The sequence below is a fragment of the Alkalibacillus silvisoli genome, from assembly GCF_039521975.1.
Lineage (GTDB): Bacteria > Bacillota > Bacilli > Bacillales > Alkalibacillaceae > Alkalibacillus > Alkalibacillus silvisoli.
The window spans coordinates 189,477-204,569 of record NZ_BAAACZ010000011.1 but is presented as its reverse complement, the minus strand read 5'-3'; the positions used below and the strand labels follow the sequence as shown (position 1 = coordinate 204,569).

Annotated in this window: 13 protein-coding genes; all 13 read right to left on the bottom strand. The window is 35.8% G+C overall.

The features are described from left to right. Positions 1-4: 4 nt before the first annotated feature. The 13 genes from mutS to ABDZ63_RS08340 all read right to left on the bottom strand — a co-directional run bounded on the left by mutS (position 5) and on the right by ABDZ63_RS08340 (position 14,854). Complete coding sequence (mutS, locus tag ABDZ63_RS08400; RefSeq protein ID WP_343783069.1) at positions 5-2,548, bottom strand: DNA mismatch repair protein MutS; 2,544 nt, start codon at positions 2,546-2,548, stop codon at positions 5-7. A gap of 110 nt (positions 2,549-2,658) precedes the next feature. Further along, positions 2,659-3,189, bottom strand: a complete 531-nt coding sequence (cotE, locus tag ABDZ63_RS08395; RefSeq protein ID WP_343783067.1) for an outer spore coat protein CotE — start codon at positions 3,187-3,189, stop codon at positions 2,659-2,661. Between the two features lie 176 nt (positions 3,190-3,365). Further along, positions 3,366-3,776 (bottom strand): YlbF/YmcA family competence regulator, encoded by a 411-nt coding sequence (locus tag ABDZ63_RS08390; RefSeq protein WP_343783065.1) that lies wholly within the window; start codon positions 3,774-3,776, stop codon positions 3,366-3,368. Between the two features lies 1 nt (position 3,777). Beyond that, complete coding sequence (gene miaB, locus ABDZ63_RS08385) at positions 3,778-5,352, bottom strand: tRNA (N6-isopentenyl adenosine(37)-C2)-methylthiotransferase MiaB (RefSeq protein ID WP_343783063.1); 1,575 nt, start codon at positions 5,350-5,352, stop codon at positions 3,778-3,780. Between the two features lie 156 nt (positions 5,353-5,508). Beyond that, on the bottom strand, positions 5,509-6,423 hold the full coding sequence (locus ABDZ63_RS08380) for a dipeptidase (RefSeq protein ID WP_343783061.1): 915 nt from the start codon (positions 6,421-6,423) through the stop codon (positions 5,509-5,511). Positions 6,424-6,707: 284 nt separating this feature from the next. Continuing rightward, on the bottom strand, positions 6,708-6,968 hold the full coding sequence (locus ABDZ63_RS08375) for a stage V sporulation protein S (protein WP_343783059.1): 261 nt from the start codon (positions 6,966-6,968) through the stop codon (positions 6,708-6,710). A 112-nt stretch (positions 6,969-7,080) separates the two neighbouring features. Then, complete coding sequence (locus ABDZ63_RS08370; protein WP_343783057.1) at positions 7,081-7,878, bottom strand: TIGR00282 family metallophosphoesterase; 798 nt, start codon at positions 7,876-7,878, stop codon at positions 7,081-7,083. A gap of 103 nt (positions 7,879-7,981) precedes the next feature. Beyond that, positions 7,982-9,547 carry a ribonuclease Y gene (gene rny / locus ABDZ63_RS08365; protein WP_343783055.1) on the bottom strand — a complete coding sequence of 522 codons (1,566 nt, stop codon included), beginning with the start codon at positions 9,545-9,547 and terminating at the stop codon, positions 7,982-7,984. 541 nt (positions 9,548-10,088) lie between these two features. Beyond that, positions 10,089-11,123 (bottom strand): recombinase RecA, encoded by a 1,035-nt coding sequence (gene recA / locus ABDZ63_RS08360; RefSeq protein ID WP_343783053.1) that lies wholly within the window; start codon positions 11,121-11,123, stop codon positions 10,089-10,091. 88 nt (positions 11,124-11,211) lie between these two features. Then, positions 11,212-12,465, bottom strand: coding sequence for a competence/damage-inducible protein A (locus ABDZ63_RS08355; protein WP_343783051.1), 1,254 nt, complete (start codon positions 12,463-12,465; stop codon positions 11,212-11,214). Beyond that, positions 12,465-13,043 carry a CDP-diacylglycerol--glycerol-3-phosphate 3-phosphatidyltransferase gene (gene pgsA, locus ABDZ63_RS08350; RefSeq protein WP_343783049.1) on the bottom strand — a complete coding sequence of 193 codons (579 nt, stop codon included), beginning with the start codon at positions 13,041-13,043 and terminating at the stop codon, positions 12,465-12,467. The genes ABDZ63_RS08355 and pgsA overlap by 1 nt, the downstream gene beginning before the upstream one ends. An 87-nt stretch (positions 13,044-13,130) precedes the next feature. Further along, positions 13,131-14,042 (bottom strand): helix-turn-helix domain-containing protein, encoded by a 912-nt coding sequence (locus ABDZ63_RS08345; RefSeq protein WP_343783047.1) that lies wholly within the window; start codon positions 14,040-14,042, stop codon positions 13,131-13,133. 17 nt (positions 14,043-14,059) lie between these two features. After that, positions 14,060-14,854: a YmfK family protein gene (locus ABDZ63_RS08340; RefSeq protein ID WP_343783045.1), complete on the bottom strand. Its 795-nt coding sequence runs from the start codon at positions 14,852-14,854 to the stop codon at positions 14,060-14,062. Between the last annotated feature and the right edge of the window lie 239 nt (positions 14,855-15,093).

The following is a 15,093-nucleotide window of genomic DNA, read 5'->3' as shown; positions in this document are numbered from 1 at the left end:
TCCTTTAGTTCAGTTTCTTTTGTAGTTCATACAATTTATTCATAGCATCCATCGGTGTCATATTCAAAAGGTTTAAATCGCGTAAAGTTTTGGCTACTTCAACCTCTTTAGTTGCAGGTGCTTCTGATTGTTCTTTAAACAATGTTAACTGTTGTTCTTTGACGTATTCATCTTTAATAGACTGTGTACTTTCATATGTTTCTAGTAAGTAATGAGCCCTCTCAATAATTTCATTAGGTAAATCAGCTAACTTGGCAACATGAACACCATAACTTTTATCAGCTTTACCAGGTTTAATGTGGTGTAAAAAGACGACTTCTCCATCTTGTTCAACAACCTCGACATGAACATTTTGCAATTGCTCTAATGATTCTTCTAAAGAGGTTAATTCATGATAGTGTGTAGCAAATAACGTTTTAGCCCCTACTTGGTCATGTAAATGTTCGACAATTGATTGAGCTAGAGCCATTCCGTCGTAAGTGCTTGTACCTCTACCAATCTCATCGAATAATATTAAACTATTTTCCGTTGCGTGACTGACAGCATGTTGCGCTTCTAACATTTCAACCATAAACGTACTTTGACCTGAAACAAGGTCATCAGCTGCACCGATACGTGTAAAAATTTGATCAAAGACAGGTAACTCAGCTTGTGTAGCCGGAATAAAACAACCAATCTGAGCCATAACCGCCATTAAACCGAGTTGGCGCATGTATGTGCTTTTACCCGCCATGTTCGGACCCGTAATAAGTAAAATACTCGTATCTGATTTCATTTTAAAGTTATTTGGAACGAACTCCTCTTGCATGACTTGCTCTACAACTGGATGTCTTCCTTCTTGGACATCTAAAGTATAGTTTTCATTTAAGGTGGGCTTTACGTAGTTATTTTCCTCACTGACATTCGCAAAGCTAACGAGTACGTCGATTTCACTTACTTGTTCAGCTAACTTTTGTAATAGCGGGATATATTGTTTCATTTGTTCACGAATGCCAACAAATAATTCATACTCTAAAGCAACACTCTTATCTTTAGCTTCTAAAATTAAACGCTCTTTTTCTTTCAACTCAGGGGTTATAAAACGCTCAGCATTAGCTAATGTTTGTTTTCGTTCAAACCGATCTAAATCAACTTGTGGAAGATTAGCTTTTGTTACTTCAATGTAGTAACCGAACACTTTATTAAAACCAACTTTTAATGACTTTATCCCAGTATTTTCTCTCTCTTTTGCCTCAAGTTGTGCTACCCATGCTTTACCATTCCTTGAGGCTTCACGATACTCATCAAGCTTTGAGTCATAACCATCTATAATAATATCCCCCTCAGTAATGGAAATTGGGGGTTCATCATGAATGCTTTGGTCTAATAGGTCATAAATGTCACGATAAACATCAATGTCACCTAATAGTTGTGTAATCAAATCAGAATCAAATTGACTTAGTACTTGTTTTAAATGGGGAACAGCACCTAGTGATTTCTTCAACTGAAGTAAATCTCTAGCATTCACATTCCCGTATGAAACTCTTCCAGCCAAGCGTTCTAAATCATACACTTGTTTTAAATACTCTCGTAATTCCCCTCGTTCAAAAAAGTAATCTAGGAAAGTTTGAACTTGATCGTGACGCTTGTCAATCGTAGCTTTTGATAGCAATGGGCGGTCAAGCCACTTTTTTAAACGTCTTGCACCCATTGCAGTCGTGGTTTGATCTAAAACTGATAATAAAGTACCTTTTTGACTTTGATCACGAATCGATTCCATTAACTCCAAATTCCGCTTTGAATATAAATCAAGCTTCATATATTGTTCAACAGGAACATATTCAACTTGTTGTAGATGAGTTAAAAAGCGCTTTTGTGAATGATAAATATACTGAAATAAGCGTCCGAATGCTTCAGCCAATTTCGAATCGTTTAGATCATCGATTAGGTAATGAAACTCCTCTGGAATGTCAAACGTATCTTGATATGAAATCGTGACATTAAGATAAGCCACCGTTGACTGTTCATCTTCTTTAGAAAAATTTGAAGGTATGACGACTTCTTTCACCGGGCGATTATATAATTCACTCAACACATCTTTAAAACTATTGATTGAACTAACAAAGCATTCACCCGTTGATAAATCAATGTATGCTATAACATAATAATCTGTATAAGCTGTAATTGAAGCGATAAAGTTGTTTTGTGCTTCATCTAACATATTGCCTTCCATAATTGTTCCAGGTGTTACGATCTGGACAACTTCACGTTTTACAACACCTTTTGAAGCTTGTGGGTCCTCTACTTGTTCACATATTGCCACTTTGTAGCCTTTATCGATTAATGTTTTGATATAGTTTTCAGCTGAATGGAAAGGAACACCACACATAGGGATTTTTTCTCCCCCGGCATCTCTTTGTGTCAATGTGATCTCCAATACTTTAGCTGCTTTTAGAGCATCATCAAAAAACAACTCATAAAAGTCACCTAATCGAAAGAACAGAAAAGCATCTTTGTTTGCATCTTTTATTTTTAAATATTGTTCAATCATCGGCGTATATTTAGCCATGTTATGTATCCCCCAATAGTCAATCTCTAATCGCCATTATAGCATAGATTGTCTAATCAATTAATATAACCATACAGCTGAAAAAAGCTGTATGGTTATCGCATATCACATTATTCACGATCAATTTCAATTTCGGCTAATTCAGATTCTAATTCATCTAAATCAACTTCATCCTCATCGAAGCCATCTGGTTCAATTTTGGCCCAAACCTTTGTTTCACCAATTAAGTCTACAACAAATTCACGCTCAAGTTCTACTTTAATGTTTTTATTCGCTTCATCAATCACACACTCTAACGTGTTCGGCTGTTGTGTTGATCTTGCGACTACATCAAATTTAGTTGATAAGCACTTATTATCTTTCATAGCAATAGGCACTTTATCAACGTATTGTTTTCGCTCTGTAATCACTTCTGTTTTAGTGTTGTCTGCATAGGAATACCATACATTAATGTCATATGCACCTGAAACTTCAACAACATGATCGCGCTTTTTTGCTTGATATTGATGATTAATAATCCAACAACCTAGTATACTTGTCGGTTTATAGTTAGGTGAAACAGTGTGAGAGGTTTCTGTGAACTTCTTACCCTTACCACAAACTGCTTTCGTAATTATTTCACGATAATCTCGACCCGCCATATAACTTTCCTCCTCTTTAATTAGCCACTGTATATTATGGCAGTTAGGCATTTATTGTGATTCAAATCTATAGCTTAATAGATGTATACTCATTCATATGCTGATGCCTATAAAAACGTTCATATGGCAGGAACGATAAAAGCGTCCTTCATTTTGAAGAACGCTTTTAATTGATGTTATTCTTTTAATTCTTTACCTGTTTCACCTTTTAGAACATTTCCGCCTGTTGCACGAATTATTTCGTTTGTGACTTCTTCTGCGATCGTTTGAGTGACACGTTGTAAAATGTCATTAACAACGATTTGAGAGTCTTTGAATTCTTGAACGATTGGAATTTCATCTAATTCTTGCTGTAAGCGGTCTAATTCTTCTTCAACACGTTTTTGTGCCTCATGCTTATCATAGTGCTGTAAATTAACTGCCTGCTTTTGTAAAGCTTTGATCTTCTTAATATAGCTTTGAACTTTATTACTTTGATTAATTTTCACTTCTAATTGTTTAAAACGATCAATCTCTTCAATGTTTGCAAGCTTTTGCGCTAACTCATTTGCTTCTTTAATGACTTCTTGTCTTGTATAATTTTCCATATTAACTCACCTCAACTGACTCTTCAACCATGACGCCATCTAACGTCCATGTTTTAGCTTCTGTTATTTTCACATCAACAATTTGACCAACTGCTGACTTTGGTCCGATAAAGTTAACTAATTTACTGTGTTCAGTATAACCAGCTAATACTTCAGGATTATTTTTACTTTCGCCTTCTACTAGTACCTTAACAGTCTCACCTTCGTACTTCTTCATTGCTGCTTTAGAGTATGCATTTACTTTTTGGTTTAACCGTTGTAAACGTTCCTTTTTCTCATCCATTGAAATTTTGTCGTTAAATTTCGCTGCTGGCGTACCATCTCTTGGTGAGAAAATAAATGTATAGGCACCCTCGAATCCTACCTCATCGTATAACGATAATGTATCTTCAAATTGCTCTTCTGTTTCATTTGGGAAACCAACTATAATGTCGGTTGAGAATGAAGCATGTGGAATAGCTTCATTAATTTTTCGTACTAATTCTAAATATTGCTCACGCGTATACTTACGCCCCATTAACTTCAATACATTTGAATTACCTGATTGAACGGGTAAGTGAATGTATGGCATTAAGTTGCCACCTTTTGCTAAAACTTCGATTAAGCGATCATCAAAGTCTCTAGGATGTGAAGTCGTAAAACGTACTCGTGGAATGTCAATTTTACGGATTTCGTCCATTAAATCACCAAGACCATAATCAATACCTTCTAAATCTTTACCATAAGCGTTAACATTTTGACCTAATAATGTCACTTCTTTATAGCCTTGTGCTGCTAAATGACGAACTTCTTGGATAATATCTTCTGGAAGGCGGCTGCGCTCTTTACCACGTGTATATGGAACAATACAGTAAGTACAGAACTTGTCGCATCCGTACATAATGTTAACCCAAGCTTTGATTTTACCTTGACGGCGCTTTGGAAGGTTTTCAATAACGTCTCCTTCTTTAGACCATACTTCAACAACACGCTCTTTACTTAAGTGTGCGTTTTGTACTAATTGAGGTAGGCGATGAATATTATGCGTTCCAAAGATTAAATCAACTTGATGATGCTTTTCTAAAATACGGTTAACAACAGCCTCTTCTTGAGACATACAACCACAAACACCAATGATTAAGTCAGGATTCTCCACTTTTAACGGTTTTAAGTGACCAATTTCACCAAACACTTTATTTTCTGCGTTTTCGCGAATCGCACAAGTGTTAAGCAAAATAAAATCTGCCTCTTTAGTATCTGTTGTTGCTTCATATCCCATCTCTTCTAGTAATCCAGACATGACTTCTGTATCATGTTCATTCATTTGACATCCGTACGTACGAATTAAATATTTTTTACCTACACCAATCCCTTTAAACTGTTCCTCAATTTTGAAGTCATCATGGTATTTAACTTCTTGTTTACCACGTTTTTGTGCTTTTCTAAGGTTAGGTGGTTCATACGTTGCTTCAAAATATTTCACAAAGTCGTCTGACGTTTTGTCTTTTAGGCGTGTTAAATTATCCGTATCGGATTTTATGTCCGATGGATTAGATTGTTTTATTTGATTTTGCTCTTTCTTTTGCTCTTCGTTCATGACAAAGCTCCTTTCCTTAGGTCTCAAATATACGACATACAGATACCTCTTAACAGTATAATTGCTAAGCATGATTTTAACAATAAACTTAATAAAAATACAAATTTAAACCCAAAAGTTGTCATAAATAAGACAAACTTTTGGGTTTTTCTAAAATTAGTCTAAATGTCTAACGAAATTATCATAACTAAACTTATAAACGTCTTCTTCAGAATAACGCTTTTTAATCTGGTCAATTAGATTGTTATAATGGCCTATATGCTCTAAGTTTTTAATTGTTTTAGAAATCCCATCAAAATCTGAACCGAACGCAATCGAATCTTCTCCACCTAAATGATATAAATGATCTAAATGTTTGATTAGATCCTCTATGGCAACAGAGTCCTTGTCAGCTGTGAAATAAGGAACAAACGTTAAACCTACTGGTGCTTTCTTCGCAAAAAACTGAGTTAATTGGTCATCTGAGATGTTTCTGGCATGGTCATATACGGCTTTAACGTTAGAATGCGATAACATTGGATAATCAGCATGCTCTAATACATCATCAATCCCTTTAGGTGATAAGTGAGAGCAGTCTGTAAATACTTTAAACTCATTTAAGACTTCAACAACTTGTTTCCCGAAATTTGTTAATCCTTTTTCTGGTGCTTCAACACATGTACCAGCGGACACAGCATTCACATTATTCCAAGTTAACCCTACTGCTTTAATGCCTAGTCTTAATAATGTTCTCAGTTTATGAATATCATCACCAATCACATGACAACCTTCTAACGTTAACATCGCCCCTTTTTCATGAGGCTGTAAGGCTTCAATGTCTTCCTTTGATTGTACCCATTTAATATTTTCATAAGGTTTTATAACTCTCTCATGGAATAGGTCTATCATTTCTAAAGAAGCATTGAAATAATCAACCTCAGCCTCTGGTGGCACAAAGATCGCAAAACATTGAACTTTAACTGGGCTATCTACCCATTTTGAATAAGAAATATGTAAATCCTCATCATCAAAAGACTTTGATCTGTCTTCCCATAGTTTTAATAGAACGTCACAGTGAATATCTATAACCATAACGTATCCCCCTCTCCCAACTTTCCTAAATTTATAGGCCCGTATAATTCCATTTTACAAATAATATCGGATAATACAATGAATTATTCGAAAAAAAGACGATGAGAATGATTTCCATAAACAAATAACACTTGCGACTTAATCCGAACAAAAAAGTACAAAGCAATTTTGCTTTGCACTTTTTGATAGATAAGAATGTATTAATTTTGTCTTACCTACATAAATCCAACTCGTTTTTTGATTTTAAATAAAAGGAATGCCCGCCAAGTTTCTTTACTTTACTGTTATCTTGGCTCAACGATTAATTTAATCGCCGTACGTTCTTCTTGCTCGATCATAATGTCTGTAAATGCTGGAATACAAATCAAGTCAACACCACTAGGAGCAACAAAACCTCGTGCAATGGCTACTGCCTTAACAGCTTGGTTAAGTGCACCTGCACCAATCGCTTGAATTTCGGCAGAACCACGCTCTCTTAAAACATTTGCTAACGCACCTGCCACTGAATTTGGGTTTGATTTTGATGATACCTTTAGTATTTCCATCCCTAGTTCCTCCTTCAATTACTATAGTGATTTCATAAATAATCTATTCAGCATATCTACGACCTATTCCTATTATTATGAACTAATTATCGGAAAAATTCAAATAATTTGTCTATTCGAAGTTAAGATGGTCATCATTTATTAAAATTCTTTTAATCTGTTTTGCTTCTCCAGTTTTAGAATCTACTTTAACGACAACTCCGCTTAATACTGTTTGATCAGTTTCTGGAATATCGAAGCGAACAGGCAAGCCTGTTTTAAACTTACGAATAACAGCTTCTTTCTCAACACCTAATATACTATTGTATGGGCCAGTCATCCCTACATCTGTAATATATGCAGTTTTATTCGGTAAAATTCGTTCATCTGAAGTTTGAATATGTGTATGTGTCCCAACGACAACGGAAGCTTTACCGTCCAAGTACCACCCCATTGCTTGCTTTTCACTTGTAGCCTCCGCATGAAAATCGACAAATATGATATCTGTTTCCTTTTTGGCTCGCTCAATTAAACCATCCACGATCGTAAAAGGGTCATCAATTGGGGTCATAAACGTTCTTCCTTGAATATTAATAACAGCTACTTTCTTATTCCCGATTTTTATGAATTGCAAACCTGTTCCAGGCGTGCCTTCTGGGTAGTTTGCTGGTCTTACTAAATTTGAGACTTCGTCAATAAAATCAAAGATCTCTCTTTTATCCCAAGCATGATTACCTAATGTAACCATATCTGCGCCCCAATCAAGAATTTGCTGATAGATTTTTTTAGTTATGCCTTTACCATGTGCAGCATTTTCACCGTTTACAATGGTTAAGTCTGCATTGTGTTGTTTTTTTAGATTAGATAGTTGGCTTTCGAGTGCTGTTCGACCAGGCCTACCTACAATATCGCCAATAAATAGAATATTCATAACTAATTCCTTTCTAAAACCTATTTTCTTTTATATTTTTCTTTTATCCTTACATAATTATTATTTGTCGTCAAAATAAAAGACGGCTATTCGCCGTCTTTTATTACTTAGCATATTCTACTGCTCTTGTTTCTCGAATGACTGTTACTTTAATGTGGCCCGGATATTCTAAACCTTCTTCAATCTTTTGTCGAATATCGCGTGATAGAGTGACAGCAGTCGAGTCATCAATATCATCTGGTCGCACCATAATACGAACTTCACGTCCCGCTTGAATAGCAAATGATTTTTCAACACCTTCATATGCATCCGCTATTTCTTCAAGCTTTTCGAGTCGTTTAATATAATTCTCTAATGACTCACTTCTAGCACCAGGTCTTGCAGCTGATAGAGCATCGGCAGCAGCTACAATAACAGATATAATACTAGTTGCTTCTTCATCACCATGGTGTGAAGCAATAGCATTAACAACAGTTTTATTCTCTTTATATTTTTGACCTAACTCTTTACCGATCTCAACGTGACTGCCCTCAACTTCGTGGTCAACGGCTTTTCCGATATCATGTAGTAAGCCAGCTCGTCTTGCTAACTGCTCATCTTCACCTAATTCACCAGCTAAAAGCCCTGATAAGTAAGCAACTTCTAATGAGTGTTTTAACACATTTTGACCATAGCTTGTACGATACTTTAGGCGTCCAATAATTTTAACTAAATCAGGATGGATGCCATGTGCACCGATATCAAAGGTCGCTTCTTCCCCAACTTCTCGAATGTACTCATCAACTTCGCGACGAGATTTTTCGACCATTTCTTCAATGCGAGCTGGGTGAATTCTACCGTCTTGAACTAGGTTCTCTAATGCAATACGAGCAATTTCACGACGTATCGGATCAAAGCCAGAAAGAATGACTGCTTCTGGTGTGTCATCGATAATTAAATCAATTCCTGTTAATGTCTCTAAAGTACGGATATTACGACCTTCTCTACCAATAATACGACCTTTCATTTCATCGTTTGGTAAGTTAACAACAGATACAGTTGTTTCAGATACGTGTTCAGCTGCTAAACGTTGAATGGCTAGGGATAAGATGTTTTTAGCTTTCTTATCAGCTTCTTCTTTCGCACGAGATTCTTCACGTTTTATAATCATCGCAGTTTCATGTGACATTTCATTCTCTACGCGTTCAAGAATAACTTGTCTAGCTTGTTCTTCTGTATAGCCTGAAATTTTCTCTAGTTCTGCCTGCTGTGTCGATAACAATTCTTCCACTTTGCTTTCAGCTTTATTAAGTTGTTGTTGTTTTTCGTTTAATGACTCCTCTTTGTTTTCTAATGTTAGCTCACGTTTATCCAACGTTTCACTTTTACGATCGAGCGTTTCTTCTTTTTGCATGAGACGATTCTCTTGTTTTTGAATCTCATTTCGGCGCTCACGTAACTCTTTTTCTTGTTCTTGTCGTAAACGATGGTTCTCATCTTGAGCTTCTAAAAGAGCTTCCTTTTTGGCAGCATCAGCATTTCGTCTGCCTTCCTCTTCTATTTTACGAGCAAAATCTTCAGCACTAGAAATTTTAGCTTCTGCAATCGAACGACGAATCAGATAACCAACAACAGTACCGACAACTAAAGCTAGCAAAATGGAGATGATTAAAATTGCCATACTATCCATACATTCACCTCCTCTTGCTATTCATTTGTTTCAACATTCATTTTCATTTCAGTCGGTAATGTACAATCATTCATCATAAGCTCATAGTATAAAATGAAAATTATACATATTAATTTTAAGCTTGTCTATTGTTCATGTCAAGGAATTGTCAAACTATTTACGTATTTGTCACTAAAAAATTCCCTTTTTATACGCTGTTTTGAAAGTGTTTATTTTTTTCTATGAATCTGATATCCATTATAGGTATTCAACGATATAACCACTAACCGAATGAAAAAGACTCTAAAATAATAGTTGGCCTAAAGCGTTACAATCGGTTAATTAACGTGCCTACCTGGTCTGATATAACTAGATGAGTAAGTGGTGTAAATAAAAATCCGAACAAATCATCAGTATGAATGAATTTGTTCGGATTTTGTATACCTTAACACTAACCGTTAGGAGTCTATGCATTTTGATTCAGCTTGGGTAGCTCTCAAATAACACAAGCTACTGTCTTTATCCATAACTCTTTGGATCTTTTGTACTAATGTCAATGTTTTTACTCTAATTCAAGTTTTTCCTGATTTTCTGATTCATCCGAAGCTTCATCATCAATATTATAATGAGCGCGGATTTGGTTGTGGATCTGTTCATGAACATCAAGGTTATCTTTTAAGAATTGTTTGGCATTTTCTCTACCTTGTCCTAGCTTTTCACCATTATAAGAGAACCACGCGCCACTCTTTTGAACAACATCAAGGTTAGCCCCGATATCTAAAATTTCACCTTCTTTAGAAATACCTTCACCATACATGATATCAACTTCTGCCTGCTTAAATGGTGGTGCTACCTTATTTTTAACAACTTTTAAGCGCGTTTTATTACCCACCATATCATTACCTTGCTTTAACGTTTCAGCACGGCGAACTTCTAAACGAACAGAAGAGTAGAATTTTAATGCTCGTCCACCAGGAGTCGTTTCAGGATTACCAAACATTACTCCCACTTTTTCACGGATTTGGTTAATAAATACTGCAGTTGTATTCGATTTATTAATAGCACCAGATAATTTCCTTAGTGCTTGTGACATTAATCGAGCTTGTAAACCAACGTGAGCATCACCCATCTCACCTTCTATTTCTGCTTTTGGTACCAATGCAGCTACAGAGTCAACGATAATAATATCGACCGCACCACTACGAACTAATGCCTCAGCTATCTCTAATGCTTGTTCACCTGTGTCGGGTTGTGAAAGTAATAATTCTTCTATATTAACGCCTAAATTTCTAGCGTATACAGGGTCTAAAGCATGTTCCGCGTCAATAAATGCTGCTTGTCCCCCTTGACGTTGCGCCTCAGCAATTGCATGAAGTGCTACAGTGGTTTTACCTGATGATTCCGGTCCATAGATTTCAACAATTCGCCCTCTTGGATACCCACCAACACCTAATGCTACATCAAGTCCTATAGAGCCACTTGATACAGTTGAAATAGCTTGACCTTCCTGTTCACCTAGTTTCATGATAGATCCTTTACCAAATTGTTTTTCTATTTGTTTTAATGCCATATCTAATGCTTGTTTTCGGTCGCTCATAAATTCATTCCCCTTTCTTTCATCTATATCTATCATACTATGAAAATCTTTATTTGCCAAGAAAAAAGCGAATATTTGTTCTGTTATTTTATTTATTACTTAGCCCACTAATAAACTCAATCAGCATTTTAAAGCCTGACTGTACAGCTTCTTCTCTAATTTGATTACGACCTCCAGAGAGATGAAATTTATTACAAACTGTATTAGTTTGATGACTTACCGCAATAAATACTGTCCCAGGCTGATGAAGGCCAACACTCTCTGGTCCTGCTACTCCTGTAAAACTAATAGCTAAATCAGAACCCATCATGTGTAATGCATGCTCTGCCATAAAGACAGCACAATCCTGACTGACTGCCCCTTCTTCTTTTAACACCGATTCTGAAATGCCTACAACATTAGATTTCATATCATTAGTGTAAGAAACAAGACTCCCTTTAAATATCTCTGAGACGCCTTCGTTTGCTACAAGGGTTGAAGCAAAAGCACCACCAGTAATACTTTCACATGCAGAAATGGATAACCTGTGTTCTTTTAGTAATTGAATTAATTGTCGGTCTAGTGGTTGGTCACCATAACCAAAGAAAAAATCTCCCACTCGCGATTTAATTTCTTCCTCTGTTCTTTCCAGTAAACCATTCGCTTCTAACTCTTCGTTGGCTTTAGCCGTTAACCGAATCGTCACATAACCATTCCCTGCTAAAGGGGCAATAGTGGGATTAGTTTGCTTTTGAATTAAATCAATTAACTTTGTTTCTAAAGTAGATTCTCCAATACCTTGAAAGGTTAAAGTTCGATGAAACAATTTTCCTTCAGTCAGTCCTTTATTATTTAGAAAGGGTAAAACTTTTTCACTCACTAACCACTTCATTTCTTTTGCTACCCCTGGTAAGAAAAACCATAAAACACCTTCATGTTCAAAGTGAAGACCAGGAGCCATACCAACTTCATTATGAAAAATATACCCACCTTCAAAATATAACGCTTGTTTTCGGTTGTTTTCAGTCATATGAATATTTCGCAATTCAAAGAAATTTTGAACTTTATTATAAGTATGTTCATCTAGTGATAATGACGTTTGAAATAGCTGTGCAGCGACTTCTTTAGTCAAGTCATCCTCAGTAGGACCTAATCCCCCTGTAACAAATATAATATTTGAACGGTTTTGTGCTTGGTTAAACACATTTAGCAAACGATTGTAATTATCTCCAACTGTTTGATGATAGTAAACATTCATTCCTACATCATTCAATTTTTCAGATAACCAGCTTACATTCGTATCAACAATTTGTCCTAACAACAACTCTGTTCCAACTGATATGATTTCACATTTACTTGTCATTACTTCGAATCCCTCATCACGTGCCAATTCTTTTTAAAGTAGTCAATACCAGATATAACTGTTACAAGGGCTGCTAAGTATAATAGAATCGTACCGATCGGTAAGCCGATATATGAGAACGGAAAGTGGTGTAGTAGGAGAAATGCAGCCGCTCCAATCTGTAAAATCGTTTTTAATTTCCCCATTTGACTAGCTGCCAACACGATTCCTTCACCTGCTGCAACTAATCGTAAGCCTGTAACAGCAAACTCCCTACTAATAATAATGATGACGACCCAAGCAGGTGCCATCCCTAATTCAACTAAGCAAATTAAGGCGGCAGAAACTAATAATTTATCTGCTAAAGGGTCTAAAAACTTCCCTAGATTGGTTACTAAATTATACTTACGCGCATAATACCCATCTAACCAATCCGTTAATGAAGCAATAATAAAAATAATACCCGCTATTAAGTGCGCTACTGGCAATTCATAAGCACCAATATCAACTGTTCCCCAATTTAACGGTGCAACTAACAAAATAATGAAAATCGGAATCAAAAACAATCTCGATATTGTTATTTTATTTGGTATGTTCATACTGTATCCTCCAATTAAACCTGTACAATGTTTACTGTTATATATTTTACCCGAAAAAGAAATCCTTTGCGATTAAAAGGCAAAGGATTAATCTTCTTCCATTTCATTTTCCCATTCAATGATTACTCTTTGGTGGACATTTTCATCCGGGTCTAGTTCATACTCAAGTTCGATTCCATTGACTTCTATGTCAAAATTGCTTGCTAGACCAATATTTAATTCCACCTCAAAAGATTCACCTTCAAGCTCGATTTCTAATGGTGCATCACTAGTGCTAAACATCCCTGTAAAAGGCTGATTGGGTTCACCACCATTTTCTATTGTAGTTACTTCTAAATACGTTTCATCAGTTGTATCTAATGTAAGTTCAAACGAATCAGCATCAATCAGCTCATAAACCGTTCTTGGTGTACCATCTTCATTAACATCTTGTACAACTAAGCTCGGGTTAATTTCTTCAACCTCTTCTTCATTCTCGTTCTCTTCCTCTTCTGAAGCCCCGTTGTCCTCGTCTTCATCAGTCGCCTCATCGTCTTCTTCCTCTTCTTGTTCAGGTGCACTGATAATTTCTTGTGTGTCTTCTTCACCGTTTCCACTCATGGCTGGTTGAATAAAATTAACAACAGAATACCAAATAGCAAATCCAATTCCAATGACTAGTAGAAATACTAATAATTTAGGTAAAAACGCAAAGATTTTATTACCTGTTCTTGAGGCTTTGCTGTTTTTACGAGATGGCGTCATATACTCATAAGACCGATCATCACCAGATGGTAGATCATTAGCGTATTCATCTATTAATTCTTCACCATTTAACCCGACAGCTTCTGCATACTCCCTAATAAAAGCTCTAACATAAAAGTTACCAGGAATTTTTGACCAGTCATGTTCCTCGATCGCGATTAAGTAACGCTTTTGGATTTTAGTTTGTTCTGATATTTCTTCAATCGAAAAGCTTCTTGATTCTCTTTCTTCCTTAAGTCTTTGTCCTAGTTCCATTAATTAACACCGTCCATTTAAAAGTCAAACATAGAAAATCCATCCTGTTCATCAAATTGTGGCCGTTGAATTTTTTCATACTTAATCTCTTCATCAACGCTATTTCTAAGTTCAATAAAATAATCGAAATCATCTAGTGAATATTCTGACTGCTGCACAAAAACATCTGGATGTTCAACTACTTTTACAGCTGGAACACTCATCACTTCACGAATAAGTTGCCAATGTTTTTCAGTTGAACGTTTCATTGAAACAACACCATCAATTATAAATAAATTATCTGCACTATATTCATCTTTTATCAACTGACTACGAACTGTTTGTTTTAGCAAAGTGCTTGATAAAAATAACCAACGTTTATTCGCGCAAACGCTTGCAGCTACAATTGATTCTGTTTTACCAACTCTAGGCATACCTCTAATGCCAATCAGTACATGACCTTCTTTTTTATATAGTTCAGCCATAAAATCAACAAGCAGCCCTAGCTCATCACGCACAAATCGGAACGTCTTCTTATCATCCGAATCACTCTTTATGTAACGACCATGCATAACAGCTAATTTATCTCTTAACTTAGGCCTTCTAATCTTAGTGACACGAATAGGGTCCATTGTATTAAGGATACTAATTAGCCGTTCAATTTGACGGTCATCTTTACTAAGTAACAACATTCCACGACGGTGGTCTTCTACCCCGTTAATCATGATGATATTAATCGATAACATGCCGAGTAAAGATGAAATATCACCTAATAGACCTGGCCGATTATACTTTATTTCATATTCTAAATACCAATCTTTTCGATCATCCATTACAATCAGCCTTTCGCCTCGCTATAATCCCATATAATTCAATGTGTTATATCTATGATAAATTATTTTAATATTAATGAAAAGGTATAAAGGAATAATTTATAAATTTTAATCCAATCGTAATATAAACTTTGTGGACAAACGTGAAGACTCTTTTAAATTATCTGTTACTAAACCTTAACAGAGCTAAACATAAAACAAAAAATCCGCAAAGTGGTTGTTGCACTTCACGGATTTAA

What these genes read in the sequence shown, in the direction of transcription:
- mutS (WP_343783069.1), bottom strand. Translation starts at nt 2,548, where the DNA reads ATGGCTAAATATACGCCGATGATTGAACAATATTTAAAAATAAAAGAT.
- cotE (WP_343783067.1), bottom strand. Translation starts at nt 3,189, where the DNA reads ATGGCGGGTCGAGATTATCGTGAAATAATTACGAAAGCAGTTTGTGGT.
- ABDZ63_RS08390 (WP_343783065.1), bottom strand. Translation starts at nt 3,776, where the DNA reads ATGGAAAATTATACAAGACAAGAAGTCATTAAAGAAGCAAATGAGTTA.
- miaB (WP_343783063.1), bottom strand. Translation starts at nt 5,352, where the DNA reads ATGAACGAAGAGCAAAAGAAAGAGCAAAATCAAATAAAACAATCTAAT.
- ABDZ63_RS08380 (WP_343783061.1), bottom strand. Translation starts at nt 6,423, where the DNA reads ATGGTTATAGATATTCACTGTGACGTTCTATTAAAACTATGGGAAGAC.
- ABDZ63_RS08375 (WP_343783059.1), bottom strand. Translation starts at nt 6,968, where the DNA reads ATGGAAATACTAAAGGTATCATCAAAATCAAACCCAAATTCAGTGGCA.
- ABDZ63_RS08370 (WP_343783057.1), bottom strand. Translation starts at nt 7,878, where the DNA reads ATGAATATTCTATTTATTGGCGATATTGTAGGTAGGCCTGGTCGAACA.
- rny (WP_343783055.1), bottom strand. Translation starts at nt 9,547, where the DNA reads ATGGATAGTATGGCAATTTTAATCATCTCCATTTTGCTAGCTTTAGTT.
- recA (WP_343783053.1), bottom strand. Translation starts at nt 11,123, where the DNA reads ATGAGCGACCGAAAACAAGCATTAGATATGGCATTAAAACAAATAGAA.
- ABDZ63_RS08355 (WP_343783051.1), bottom strand. Translation starts at nt 12,465, where the DNA reads ATGACAAGTAAATGTGAAATCATATCAGTTGGAACAGAGTTGTTGTTA.
- pgsA (WP_343783049.1), bottom strand. Translation starts at nt 13,043, where the DNA reads ATGAACATACCAAATAAAATAACAATATCGAGATTGTTTTTGATTCCG.
- ABDZ63_RS08345 (WP_343783047.1), bottom strand. Translation starts at nt 14,042, where the DNA reads ATGGAACTAGGACAAAGACTTAAGGAAGAAAGAGAATCAAGAAGCTTT.
- ABDZ63_RS08340 (WP_343783045.1), bottom strand. Translation starts at nt 14,854, where the DNA reads ATGGATGATCGAAAAGATTGGTATTTAGAATATGAAATAAAGTATAAT.